The organism is Streptomyces sp. NBC_01016, assembly GCF_026341035.1.
GTDB lineage: Bacteria > Actinomycetota > Actinomycetes > Streptomycetales > Streptomycetaceae > Streptomyces.
In genome coordinates this window covers 1,493,435-1,505,775 of the sequence record NZ_JAPEOQ010000002.1, presented here as the reverse complement: position 1 = coordinate 1,505,775, position 12,341 = coordinate 1,493,435, and the positions used below count along the sequence as shown (strand labels likewise).

Here is a 12,341-nt window from a genome sequence, read left to right as displayed (position 1 = left end):
GCACCCCCGTCGCAGCCCGCCACACCGCCCGCCACACCCACCCGCCGCCTCACCCAGACCGGGTCAGCGACAGCAGGTCCCGCGCAGGCCCCACCGGACGGTGCCCCGTCGGCCACACCGCCCTCAACTCCCGCCTCAACTCCGCCCCCTCCAACGGAATCTCCACGAGCCGCCGCGCCCCCAACTCCTCCCCCACCGCCAACTCACTCAACACGGAGGGCCCCGCCCCACTCACCGCCGCCGACTTCACCGCGGTCGTCGACGACAGCTCGATCAACGGCCGCGCCAACCCACCCAACGCCGCGTCAAGGACCTGCCGCGTCCCCGACCCCTCCTCCCGCAGAATGAGCGGGGTGACGGCCAGCTCCCCCGCGGCCAGCGGCTTGCGGCGCCGCGCCCACGGATGCCCCGGCGCCGTCACCACGACCAGCCGGTCGTGCGCGATGACCGCCGAGTCGAGCCCCGCAGGGACCGTGCGCCCCTCCACGAACCCGAGGTCCGCCTCACCACCGAGCAGCCGCTCCGCGACCGCCGTCGAGTTCCCGGCCAGCAGCGACACCGCCGTGTCGGGCCGCTCGGCGCGCAGCGCGATCAGCCAGCGCGGCAGCAGATACTCGGCGATCGTCATGCTCGCCGCCACCCGCAGCCGCGAATCGCGCCGGTCCCGCAGCGCGGACGCCCCCGCATCGAACTGCTCGGCCGCCTCCACGATGGGCCGGGCCCAGTCCGTGACGAGCGCCCCACTGTCGGTGAGCCGGGAGCCGCGCGGCGAGCGGTCGACGAGGGCGAGCCCGAGCTGCCGCTCCATCGACCGGATCCGGCTGCTCGCGGCGGGCTGCGTGATGCCGAGGGCGCGGGCGGCCGCGCCGAGGCTGCCGAGGCGGGCCACCGCGAGGAGCAGCTGCAGCGCGCCGAGTTCGGGCACGCGGTGTGCCAGCCCCGCGTCCGGCGCGTGCCCCGTGATCCCTGTGTCCTCCTGGCTCATAAGGCCAGGTTATGCGCTCATAGCGAGGTCATCCCTACTAGGGGCCGTCGACCGGCGTGATCGTAGAACCATGGTCACTGCCGCCCACCCCGCGCCCCGTCCCCTCCCCCTTCCCCTGACCGGCGTCCGCGCCGCCGTCCGGCAGCTCGGCCCCAACTGGTACGCCGCCGTCATGGGCACCGCGATCATCGCCAACGCCGGCGCCACGCTGCCCGTGCGGTTCCCGGGCCTGCGCACCGCCCTCACAGCCGTGTGGGCCCTGTCGTTCGTGCTGCTCCTCGTCCTCCTCGGCGCCCGCGCGCTGCACTGGACGCACCACCGCGACCGGGCCAGGGAACAGCTGCTCGACCCGACGGCCGCACCGTTCTACGGCTGCCTCTCGATGGCGCTCCTCGCGGTGGGCGCGGGCACGATCCTCGTGGGACAGGACTGGATCGGCCTCGAAGCGGCCGTCGCCGTGGACACGGTGCTGTTCACGGTGGGCACCGTCATCGGGCTCGCCGCGGCGGTCACCATCCCGTATCTGATGGTGGTGCGCCATCGCATCGCCGCCCAGGAGGCCTCGCCGGTGTGGCTGCTGCCGGTCGTCGCGCCGATGGTGTCCGCGGCCGTGGGACCTCTGCTGCTGCCGCACCTGCCTGCCGGTCAGGCGCAGCAGACCCTGCTGTTCGCCTGCTACGCCATGTTCGGACTGAGCCTGCTGGCGACCCTGGTCATGCTGCCGGTGATCTTCGCGCGGCTCGTCACGGCGGGCCCGCTGCCGCTGCTGCTGACCCCGACGCTGTTCCTCGTGCTGGGCCCGCTCGGCCAGTCGACGACGGCCGCCAACAAGTTCGCGGACGTCGCGGGCGGCGTGCTCCCCGCCTCGTACGCGCACGGTTTCACCGCGTTCGCCGTCCTGTACGGGGTCCCGGTGATGGGTTTCGCGCTGCTGTGGCTGGCGCTCGCCCTCGCGATGGCCCTGCGGGCGCGCCGCCGGGGCATGGGCTTCGCGATGACGTGGTGGGCGTTCACCTTCCCCGTCGGCACCTGCGTGACCGGCGCGGAGGGCCTGGGCAAGCACACGGGCCTCGCCGTGTTCGACGGCCTCGCGGTCGTCCTCTACGTGGGGTTGGTGGCGGTCTGGGCGGTCGCCGCGGTCCACACGGCACGCGGCCTGCTCAGCGGACGGCTGCTCGCAGCGCCGCGCTGAGCTCCACCGCCGCCTGCGCCAACGACGGCCCGTACCAGGTGAGATGGCGCCCGCCGACCAGCGCGGTCGGCCCATCGAAGCACTCCGGGCCGTCGTCCGCCGTGAAGCGGTACGGCTCGTCCGGGAGGATCACGACGTCCGGGTTCCGGTCGCGGAGTTCGTCGAGCGCGATGCGCGGATAGCGCTCGGCGTGGCCCGCGTACACGTTGTCGACGCCGAGCCGGGCCAGGAGATCGCCCGCGAAGGTGTCCCGGCCGAGCACCATCCACGGCCGCCGCCAGATCGGCACGACGGCCGTCAACCGGCGTTCGGGCACGGCCAGTTGACTCCAGGCGGCCTCCGCCTCGTCCAGCCACCGCGGCCGCGTCACCGCCCCGCACGCCCGCAGCAGCCGGTCCAACTCACGTACCGCCTGCGGCAGTTCACGTACCTCGGTGACCAGCACCTCGACGCCCGCCGCACGCAGGTCGGCGAGGTCGCCCGGCCGGTTCTCCTCCTCGTTGGCGACGACCAGGTCCGGACGCAGCGCGACGACCGCTCGCACGTCGGGGTTCTTGGTGCCGCCGATCCGGGCCACGTCGAGGTCCGCCGGATGGGTGCACCAGTCGGTCGCGCCGACGAGCACCCCGGGCAGCGTCACGGCGACCGCCTCCGTCAGGGACGGCACAAGCGAGACGACACGCACGGCGGGCCCAGGGTCTGTCGTTTGGATCAGGCCGGGCTCGCGGGGGCCGGCACGCACGCTCGCGGCGTTGTCGTCGGTTGCCGACGCTCCGCGTCGACTCCCTCCTCCGCCTTGCGATCGCACGCACCGGCCCCCGCTCCCTGATCCGGCCTGATCCAAACGACAGACCCTACTTCGGGCCCGGCTCGTCGACCGCGTCGATGTGCTCGGCGACCGCCACGACGACCACCCGCGCGTCCGGCACGGTCGCCCGCCACCGGTGCCGCACGCCACCGGTCAGGTACAGCGTGTCACCGCGGAAGAGGCGGTACGCGCGTCCCTCCGCCTCGACCTCGACGGCGCCCTCCGTCACATGCATCAGCACGTCGTTGCGGAGCTGGAACTCGCGGCCCGGGTCGTGGTCGCCGACGAACTCCTGGGCGTGCATCTGGTGGTGGCCGCGGACCAGGGACCGTACGACGAAGTCCGTGCCGCCCTGGCGGTCGGACACGTCCGTGTCGTCCGCGCGCACCAGGTCCACGGTGTGGGCCGGGTCGGCGGCGGCGAGGAGCTCGACGGCGGTGGTGCCCAGCGCGTCGGCGACCTTCTCCAGGGAGCGGCGGCTGGGCCGCGCCCGCTCGTTCTCGACCTGGCTGAGGAACGGCACCGACAGGCCGCTGCGCTCGGCGACGGCCGAAAGGGTCAGTTCGAGGGAGCGGCGGCGGCGTCGGACGGCCGCGCCCACGCGAAGTGATTCCTTGTGTTCGTCCATGACTTCCGCTCCCTCCTGCCGGTCGCCCTGTGCGTTTCCCTGTTCATGCACCCGGTTCTTCATGCGCCCGGTTCTTCACGCGCCCGGTTCTTCACGCGCCCGGTTCTTCATGCGCCCGATTCGTTTGATTGCACCCTACGCATGTTCACCCCGCGGTTTCATGTGAGCGCCGGAAACGCCGTGAGGGGCGGGCTCCCTCTCGGGAACCCGCCCCTCACGATCGGTCACGCCTCAGAAAGTGGTCAGGAAGCGGTCATCCGCTTCTCGACGTCCTGGTGCGTCTCGAGCCACTTGGAGACGGCCGCCTCCTCGTGCCCCTGACCCTGCTTCTTGATCTCGGACTCCAGGCCCGCCAGCTCGCCCTCGCTCATCTTGAAGTTCTTGAACCACTTCGTGAGCTGCGGGTACTTGCTGGGGAACTCCTTGTTGGAGATGGTCCGGATCTTGTCACCCGGGCCCCAGGCCTTCTTCGTGTCCTTGAGCTTGGTCAGCTTGTAGTCGCTGTACGCCCAGTGCGGGGACCAGAGCACGACCGCGATCGGCTCCTTCTTGGCGTACGCGCGCTTGAGCTGCGCCAGCATCGCCGGCGTGGAGCCGTCGACGACCTTGTACTCCTTGTCCAGGCCGTAGGCCGGGAGCACGTCGTTCTTCAGCAGGCTCATCTCGCCGGTACCGGCCTCGATACCGATGATCTTGCCGTCGAACTTCGACGCCTTGCCCTTGAGGTCCTCGTAGGACTTGATGCCCTTCACGTAGGACGGAACGGAGACCTCGAGGGACGTCGGGCTGTACCAGCTGCCCAGGTCCTTGAGGTTGTTCTTGTTCTTGTCCCAGTAGTTGGACTGCGCGTGCGGGAGCCAGGCGTCGAAGTTGACGTCCAGGTCACCGCTGGCGAGGCCGGTGTAGACCGGGCCGACGTCCATCTGCTTCAGGTTGAGCTTGTAGCCCTTCTTCTCCAGAACGTGCTTCCAGAGGTGCGTGACCGCGACGTCCTCGTCCCAGGGGAACCAGGCCACGTTCACCGGGCGCTTGGCCTCGGCCGGAGCGCCCTGCTTGACCGGGGCGACCTTGTTGACGAAGCCGGGGTTCTTCTTCAGCCACGCCTTGACGGCCTCGGGCTGCTTGCCCTTGCCGACCTTGTTGATCTCGGCCTCAAGACTGGTGAGCTGCTTCTCGCTCATCTTGAAGTTCTTGACCCACTTGTTGACCTCGGGGAACTCCTTGCCGAAGCCCTTGCGAGCCAGCGAGTGCACCCCGTCACCCTTGCCCCAGGCACCCTTCGGGTCCTTGAGCTTGGTGAGCTTGTAGTCGTTGTACGCCCAGTGCGGCGACCACAGCGGCACGACGATCGGCTTCTTCGCCGCGTACGCGCGCTTCAGCTGCGCCAGCATCGCCGGCGTCGAGCTGTCGACGACCTTGTAGTCCTTGTCGAGGCCGTACTCCTTGAGCACCTTGCTCTTGAGCAGCCCCATCTCACCGGCGCTGGCCTCGATGCCGGTGATCTTGCCACCGAACTTGTCAGCCTGGCCCTTCAGGTCCTCCATGGACTTGATGTCCTTCATGTACGAAGGCACCGCCAGTTCGAGGGAGGTGGGCCCGTACCAGGAGCCCAGGTCCTCGAGGTCCTTGCCGTACTTCTTCCAGTACTGGGCGTGCGTCGTCGGCAGCCAGGAGTCGGTCTGGAAGTCGACACTGCCGTCGGCGAGCGAGGTGTAGAGGGGGCCGGCGTCGAACTGCTTGGTCTCGACGTCGAAGCCGCGCTGCTCGAGGATCTCCTTCCACAGGAACGTGGAGGCGACGCCCTCGTCCCACGGGATGTAGCCGATGGAGATCTTCTTGCCCTGGCCCACGTTCGTGGACGCGGCGGTCGGGGTGGCCCCACCGCTGTTCTGCCCGAACATGCCCATGCCGCCCGCGACGAGCGCGAGGACGACGACACCGACCACGGCGACCGCCGGGCGGGGACGGTACGACCAGATCTTCAGGCCCTGCGCGGACCGCAGCTTGTTGAGCGCGCGGCGGCCGAGCGGGGAGACCTGCTGGCCGAGCGAGCTGGTCATGCGGTCCAGGTAGACCGCCAGGATCACGATCGAGATGCCGGCCTCGGCACCCAGACCCACGTTCAGCTGACCGATGGCCTCGTTGACCGCGCCACCGAGACCGCCGGTGCCGACCATGCCCGCGATGGCGGCCATCGACAGGCCCAGCATGATGACCTGGTTGACGCCCGCCATGATCGTCGGGAGAGCGAGCGGCAGCTGCACGCGGAACAGCGTGTTGCTGGGCTTGGTGCCGAACGCGTCGGCGGCCTCGACCAGTTCCTTGTCGACCTGCCGGATGCCCAGCTCGGTCATGCGCACGCCCGGCGGCACCGCGAAGATCAGCGTCGCGACGATACCGGCCGGGGCACCCGAGCCGAAGAACAGAATGGCGGGGATCAGGTAGACCATCGCCGGCAGCGTCTGCATCAGGTCGAGGACCGGACGGAACAGATTGCTGATCCGGTTCGAACGCGCCGCCCAGATACCGAGCGGCACACCGATGATGAGCGCGATGATCGTGGACACCAGGACGAGCGACAGCGTGAGCATCGCGTCGTCCCACAGCTCCAGGTTCTGGATGAACCAGAACCCGATGAAGGTCAGTACACCGCCGAGCGTGCCGCGCAGCCAGAACGCGATGACGGCGAAGATGCCCGCGAGCAGCAGCGGCTCGGGCGCCTGAAGCACGTCGCTCAGGCCGTTGTAGACACCGTTGAAGATGCTCTCGAAGAAGCCGAACAGCCAGTCGAGATGGGTCAGCATCCACTGGACGATGCTGTTGACCCAGTCACCAAAGGGGATCCTAGGCACCGGCATTCACCTTCTCCGCCGGCTCGTCGCCCTCGCCACGCTGCGACGGGACGGCGTCCTTCTTGTCCTTCGTGAGGCCGGTGGCCTCACCGTTCGTACCGTTCTCGACGGTCTTCATCGGCTCACCGAGCACGGCCAGCAGCCGCTCGCGCGGGACCACACCCTGGAGTTCGCCCTCGTCATTGACGACGGCGACGGGTATCTCGCTCGTCGAGCACGGCGTGAAGAGCTCGACGATCGGCGCGTCCTCGTGGACCCTCGCCGGGGCGTCGGCCATGTCGTAGCCGTCTTCCGCGTCGGCCATGATCGCCCGCGCGCTCAGCACACGGGAACGGTCGACGTCCTGCGTGAAGGAGGCCACGTAATCGTTGGCCGGCGTGACGAGAATGTCCTCGGCCGAACCGATCTGGACAATACGACCATCGCGCATCACCGCGATGTTGTCGCCCAGACGCATGGCCTCGTTCAGATCGTGCGTGATGAAGACGATCGTCTTCTTCAGCGTCTTCTGCAGCTCAAGAAGCTGGTCCTGCATGTCGCGCCGGATCAGCGGGTCGAGCGCACTGAACGACTCGTCCATCAGCAGCAGATCGGCGTCGGTCGCGAGCGCGCGGGCCAGGCCCACACGCTGCTGCATACCGCCGGACAGCTCGTCGGGGAAAGACTTCTCCCACCCCTCCAGACCGGCCAGACGCAACGCCTCGATCGCCCGCTCCTCGCGCTCCGCACGCGGAACGCCCTGCACCTCAAGGCCGTAGCCCGCGTTCTCCATCACGGAGCGGTGCGGGAACAGCGCGAAGTGCTGGAACACCATGCTGATCTTGCGGGAGCGCACCTCGCGCAGGTCCTTGGGAGCCAGCGTCGTCAGGTCCTGACCGTCGAAGCGCACGTGTCCCGCGGTGGGCTCCAGGAGTCCGTTCAGCATCCGCAGGAGCGTGGACTTACCGGATCCCGACAGACCCATGACGACGAAGATCTGGCCGGACTCCACCGTGAACGACGCGTCGATCACGGCGGCGGTGGTTCCTTCGGAGCGCAGCTCCTCACGGTCTGCACCACTGCGGAGTTTCTCCACAGCCTCATCGGGTCGTCTGCCGAACACCTTGTACAGGTCTTCGGCTTCAAGCCTGGACACATACACCTCTCGGGTCGAAACAACACGGCCCGCCTCCCCCGCCGGCGGGCCGTAGAGCGATACGGATCTGTCCGCTTGACCGGTCGACCTCAATAGTTGAAGTACGTACCGGCACCGCTCCGTGGCTGCGCTTGCCCCCGTTTATCTGAAACAAACGGGGAAGTTACCCAGTTCACAGTGTGTTCACTCACGCTGATCACGTACTTACGGTCGGTGACTGTCAGTGGGGTGCGGCATGATGCGAACGTGACCCAGACGACATCCACGACAGGATCGGCGGACCGGCGCCTGATGCTGCTCGACACCGCATCTCTGTACTTCCGGGCCTACTTCGGGGTGCCGGACTCGGTGAAGGCCCCGGACGGCACCCCGGTGAACGCGGTGCGCGGGCTCCTCGAATTCATCACCCGCCTCGTGCACGACCACCGCCCCACCCATCTGGTGGCGTGCATGGACGCGGACTGGCGCCCCCAGTGGCGCGTCGACCTCATCCCCTCGTACAAGGCGCACCGCGTCGCCGAGGAGACGGCGGCCGGCTCGCCGGATGAGGAGGAGATCCCCGACACCCTCTCCCCGCAGGTCCCGATCATCGAGGCCGTGCTCGACGCGGTGGGCATCGCGCGCGTGGGCGTCGAGGGGTACGAGGCGGACGACGTGATCGGTACGTTCACGGGGCGGGCCGAGGGGCCGGTCGACATCGTCACCGGCGACCGCGACCTCTTCCAGCTGGTCGACGACAAGTTGGAGCGCCGCGTGCTGTACCCGCTGAAGGGCGTCGGCACGCTGCAGGTGACGGACGAGGACCTGCTCCGCGAGAAGTACGGGGTGGACGGATCCGGCTATGCGGACATGGCGCTGCTGCGCGGCGATCCGAGCGACGGGCTGCCGGGCGTGCCCGGCATCGGCGAGAAGACGGCGGCGAAGCTGCTCGCGCAGTACGGGGACCTGGCCGGGATCATGGCGGCCGTCGACGACCCGAAGTCGAAGCTGACGCCGACGCAGCGCAGGCGGCTCGACGAGGCGCGCCCGTATCTGGCGGTGGCGCCGACGGTGGTGCTCGTCGCCGGCGACGTACCGCTGCCTGAGGTGGACACGGCCCTGCCGCGTGAGCCGCACGATGCCGCGACCCTCGACGAGTTGGCGGCCCGCTGGGGCTTGGGAGGTTCTTTGCAGCGCCTCCTCACCACCCTCTCAGAATGAGGTGTTAGCTTAGGTATACCTAACTAACTGTGAATCCAGGGAGACCGCCCATGGCCGAGCGCCCCGCACGCCCGCCCCGCAAGGCCCGCTCCGCGCAGGTCGTGCGCGCCGAGAGCATCACGCCCCACATGCGACGGGTGGTGCTCGGCGGTGAGGGGCTCGCGGACTTCCCGCAAGAGCTCGAACACACCGACCACTACGTGAAGTTGCTCTTCGCGCCGGCCGGGGTGACCTACGAAGAGCCCTTCGACGTGGCCAGGATCCGCGAGGAGCTGCCCCGCGACCAGTGGCCCGTGACGCGTACGTACACGGTGCGCTACTGGGACCCGAAGACTCTTGAGCTGACGCTCGACTTCGTGGTGCACGGCGACCAGGGCCTGGCCGGGCCCTGGGCCGCGGGCGTCGAAGGGGGCGAGACCATCCACATGATGGGCCCCGGCGGCGCCTACCACCCCGACACCACGGCGGACTGGCACCTCATCGCCGGTGACGAGAGCGCGCTGCCGGCGATCGCCGCCGCCCTCGAAGCGCTGCCCGAGGGCACGCGGGCACACGCCTTCATCGAGGTCGAGGGCCCCGAGGAGGAGCAGAAGATCGACTCGCCCGTCGAGGTCACCTGGCTGCACCGCGCGGGCCGCCCGGTCGGGCAGGCGCTCATCTCCGCGGTGACCGGGCTCGACTTCCCCGAGGGCCGCCCGCACGCGTTCGTGCACGGCGAGGCGGGCTTCGTGAAGGAGCTGCGCCGGCACCTGCGGATCGACCGCGCGATCCCGCGCGAGGACCTGTCGATCTCCGGCTACTGGCGCCTCGGGCACAACGAGGACGGCTGGCAGGCCTCGAAGCGCGACTGGAACGCGCAGGTGGAGGCCGAGCAGGAGGCCTGATCCTGCGCCCCGGCCGCCGTACCCTTTCCCTCTGTGAGAAGACGCAAGCGCCCCGCCCCGCCGCCCTCCCCGCTCCCGCAGCGCCAAGGCATCGACGCCGTCCGCGTGCGGATGCCGGAGGGCGGCCCGGGGCGCACCGTCCGGGACCACCTCGTGCACCGGCTCCCCGCCGAGGACACGGTGATCGACCGGATGATCGCGCAGAGGGCGTTCGTGACCGCGGACGGGCGTCCGGTCACCGCCGACAGCCCTTACGAGGTGGGCGGCACCGTGTGGTTCCACCGGGAGCTCGCGCCCGAGGTCCCCGTGCCGTTCCCCGTCGAGGTCGTGTACCGCGACGAGCACATCGTGGTCGCCGACAAGCCGCATTTCCTCGCCACGACACCGCGCGGCAGCCATGTCACCGAGACCGCGCTCGCCCGGCTCCGCCGCGACCTCGGCATCGAGCGGCTGAGCCCGGCCCACCGCCTCGACCGGCTCACGGCCGGGCTCGTCCTGTTCGTGGTGCGGCCCGAGGAGCGCGGCCACTACCAGACCCTCTTCCGCGACCGCCGGGTCACCAAGGAGTACGAGGCCGTGGCCGCGTACGACCCGGGGGTGGAGCTCCCCGTGACCCTGCGCGGCCGGATCGAGAAGGTGCCCGGCCGGCTCGCCGCGTTCGAGGTGCCGGGCGGTGAGCCGAACGCCGAGAGCCGCATCGAACTCGCCGAGCGCAAGGGGGACATGGCGCTGTACCGCCTCACCCCGCACACCGGCCGCACGCACCAGCTGCGCGTCCATATGAACCGCGTCGGCCTGCCGATCCTCGGCGACCCGCTCTTCCCGGAGGTCGCCGACCGGGCTGCGGACGACGACTTCCGGCGCCCCCTCCAACTCCTCTCCCGGACCCTGGAGTTCACGGACCCGGTGAGCGGCCGCGAGCACCGCTTCGTGAGCCGGAGGGAGCTCACGGCCTGGACCTCGTACGAGGAGTGGGAGCAGGGGCCGGGTTAGGCAACCGGCTCATCCACTGCGCCGGCCGGCTCATTCACCTGGCCGACCGGTCCGTTCACCGCGCCCACCTGATCACTCGCCGCGCCACCAACGCAGGAAGCGCTGCCAGGCGCCGAGCCTGGCCGGCGTCTGCCGGTGCGGGTGGGCGTGCGGGTGCGACGGCTGCGCGGCCGGGTCGGGAGCAGCCGGCGCGGCGGGCGCGGCCTCGGGCGTCGTCACCGGCGGCATCGCGCCCGACGGCATCGTGGGCGGCAGGCCCGAGGAGATCTTCCAGTCCGGCCGCTGCGAAGGCAGCTTGCCCGGCTGGGACTTCACGTCCTGCGGCGGACGCGGCGTGAAGTCCACCGGCAGCTCCACCAGATGCCGCCCCATGATCGTCGAGACCCACCTCAAATCGCTCTCTGGAATCTCGAGTTCGGCGTCGGGCAGGCGCATCAGGAACGCGTCGACCCCGATCTCCGCAAGGGCGCGCCCGATGTCCTGCCCGGGGCACTCGTGCGGGCCGCCGCCGAACGCGAGGTGCGAGCGGTTGCCCTGCATGTGAGCGCCGGGTTCGGGGCGCACCCTCGGGTCCGCGTTGCCCGGCTGGATGCCGAAGATCAGGCCGTCCCCGGCGCGGATGCGCTGCCCGCCCAGCTCCGTGTCCGCCTTGGCGAAGTAGCCGACGTTGGCGCTGAACGGCGGCTCGTCCCACAGCGACTGCTCGACCGCCTCCGGCACGGTCATCTGCCCGCCGTTGAGTCGCGCGCGGAACCGGGGGTCGGTGAGCACCACGCGCAGCACGTTCACCATGAGGTTGGCCGAACCCTCGTACGTGGCGATGAGGATGAGCCGCAGAGTCTGCGCGACCTCGTCGTCGCTGAGCGCGGAGGGGGAGGTGATGAGGGTGCTGGTGAAGTCCTCCTCGAGCGGCTCGGCGCGACGCCGCACGGCGAGGTCCGTCAGGATCCCCATCAGGTACTCGTTGCACGCGATGGCCGTCTCGCCACCCTTGAGCAGGTCGCGCGTGGCCTGCACGATGCGCTCGCTGTAGGCCTCGGGTGCGCCGAGCAGCTCCAGCATCACCATCATCGGGAGATGCTCGGCGAACTCGCTGACGACCTCGCAGCGGCCGCGCTCGGAGAACCGGTTGATGATCTCCTGCGTGGCCCGGTTGATGGCGCGGCGCAGATCACGGTGCTCGACGGTCTCGACGGCGTCGTTGACCGCGCTGCGCAGCCGCAGATGCTCGGCGCCCTCCTCCATCGCGCACATGGGCTGCCAGGTGAAGACCGGGGCGAGCGGGTGCGTGGGCTTGACGGTGCCGTCCCTGACGGCGGTCCAGTTCCGGGAGTCCCGGTTGAACAGGGCCGTGGTGCTCACCATCTGGAGGTTCTCGCTGTGCCCGAGGACCGTCCACATGGGGACGTCCTCGTGGATGAGCGCCGGGGCGACCGGGCCGTACTCGGCGCGGAGTTTCTCGTAGACACCGGCGAGGTCCGCGTCGGCCTCGGGGCCGTAGAGCCGGCGAAGGCCGTCGGGGCCGAAGGCGTGTGCGGGGCAGCCGGGCGGCGGCGCGAGCGCGGAGTCTCCGGGGGCGTCGAATCCGGCTGGCGACTGCGGGGGTTGGGAGGGTGACGTCACGGGTTCGCTCCGGTCGGTGTGGTCAACAGAATTCGGTCGAG

The 12,341-nt window shown here is 70.0% G+C and carries 10 protein-coding genes; 4 read left to right on the top strand and 6 right to left on the bottom strand.

Annotated features, from left to right (window positions below; translation table 11 throughout):
- Positions 1-49: 49 nt before the first annotated feature.
- Positions 50-985: a LysR family transcriptional regulator gene (locus OG746_RS33580; protein WP_266721559.1), complete on the bottom strand. Its 936-nt coding sequence runs from the start codon at positions 983-985 to the stop codon at positions 50-52.
- 70 nt (positions 986-1,055) lie between these two features.
- Between OG746_RS33580 and OG746_RS33575 the strand changes: the two genes are divergently transcribed.
- On the top strand, positions 1,056-2,177 hold the full coding sequence (locus OG746_RS33575) for a TDT family transporter (RefSeq protein ID WP_266721540.1): 1,122 nt from the start codon (positions 1,056-1,058) through the stop codon (positions 2,175-2,177).
- Here the strand turns inward: OG746_RS33575 and OG746_RS33570 are convergent.
- The 4 genes from OG746_RS33570 to OG746_RS33555 all read right to left on the bottom strand — a co-directional run bounded on the left by OG746_RS33570 (position 2,146) and on the right by OG746_RS33555 (position 7,600).
- Positions 2,146-2,862 carry a helical backbone metal receptor gene (locus tag OG746_RS33570; protein WP_266721538.1) on the bottom strand — a complete coding sequence of 239 codons (717 nt, stop codon included), beginning with the start codon at positions 2,860-2,862 and terminating at the stop codon, positions 2,146-2,148. The genes OG746_RS33575 and OG746_RS33570 overlap by 32 nt on opposite strands.
- Before the next feature lie 169 nt (positions 2,863-3,031).
- Entirely contained in the window at positions 3,032-3,613 is a 582-nt protein-coding gene (locus OG746_RS33565; RefSeq protein WP_266721536.1) for a helix-turn-helix domain-containing protein, read from the bottom strand.
- Between the two features lie 242 nt (positions 3,614-3,855).
- Positions 3,856-6,465 carry an ABC transporter permease/substrate binding protein gene (locus tag OG746_RS33560; protein ID WP_266721535.1) on the bottom strand — a complete coding sequence of 870 codons (2,610 nt, stop codon included), beginning with the start codon at positions 6,463-6,465 and terminating at the stop codon, positions 3,856-3,858.
- Positions 6,458-7,600, bottom strand: a complete 1,143-nt coding sequence (locus OG746_RS33555) for a quaternary amine ABC transporter ATP-binding protein (RefSeq protein WP_266721533.1) — start codon at positions 7,598-7,600, stop codon at positions 6,458-6,460. Before OG746_RS33555 ends, OG746_RS33560 begins: the two co-directional genes overlap by 8 nt.
- 291 nt (positions 7,601-7,891) lie before the next feature.
- Here OG746_RS33555 and OG746_RS33550 point away from each other — a divergent pair, with 291 nt between their 5' ends.
- Genes OG746_RS33550 through OG746_RS33540 form a run of 3 tightly spaced genes read left to right on the top strand, consistent with a single transcriptional unit; the run spans position 7,892 to position 10,677 of the window.
- A complete protein-coding gene (locus OG746_RS33550) occupies positions 7,892-8,800 on the top strand; it encodes a 5'-3' exonuclease (protein WP_266725597.1) in 909 nt (302 codons plus the stop codon).
- A gap of 50 nt (positions 8,801-8,850) precedes the next feature.
- Positions 8,851-9,684, top strand: a complete 834-nt coding sequence (locus OG746_RS33545; RefSeq protein ID WP_266721531.1) for a siderophore-interacting protein — start codon at positions 8,851-8,853, stop codon at positions 9,682-9,684.
- A 33-nt stretch (positions 9,685-9,717) separates the two neighbouring features.
- Positions 9,718-10,677: a pseudouridine synthase gene (locus OG746_RS33540; RefSeq protein WP_266721529.1), complete on the top strand. Its 960-nt coding sequence runs from the start codon at positions 9,718-9,720 to the stop codon at positions 10,675-10,677.
- 72 nt (positions 10,678-10,749) lie between these two features.
- On the opposite strand, the gene OG746_RS33535 is transcribed toward OG746_RS33540, so the two are convergent.
- Entirely contained in the window at positions 10,750-12,300 is a 1,551-nt protein-coding gene (locus OG746_RS33535) for a cytochrome P450 family protein (RefSeq protein WP_266721527.1), read from the bottom strand.
- Positions 12,301-12,341 lie beyond the last annotated feature (41 nt).

What these genes read in the sequence shown, in the direction of transcription:
- OG746_RS33550 (WP_266725597.1), top strand. Translation starts at nt 7,892, where the DNA reads ATGCTGCTCGACACCGCATCTCTGTACTTCCGGGCCTACTTCGGGGTG.
- OG746_RS33565 (WP_266721536.1), bottom strand. Translation starts at nt 3,613, where the DNA reads ATGGACGAACACAAGGAATCACTTCGCGTGGGCGCGGCCGTCCGACGC.
- OG746_RS33580 (WP_266721559.1), bottom strand. Translation starts at nt 985, where the DNA reads ATGAGCCAGGAGGACACAGGGATCACGGGGCACGCGCCGGACGCGGGG.
- OG746_RS33575 (WP_266721540.1), top strand. Translation starts at nt 1,056, where the DNA reads ATGGTCACTGCCGCCCACCCCGCGCCCCGTCCCCTCCCCCTTCCCCTG.
- OG746_RS33545 (WP_266721531.1), top strand. Translation starts at nt 8,851, where the DNA reads ATGGCCGAGCGCCCCGCACGCCCGCCCCGCAAGGCCCGCTCCGCGCAG.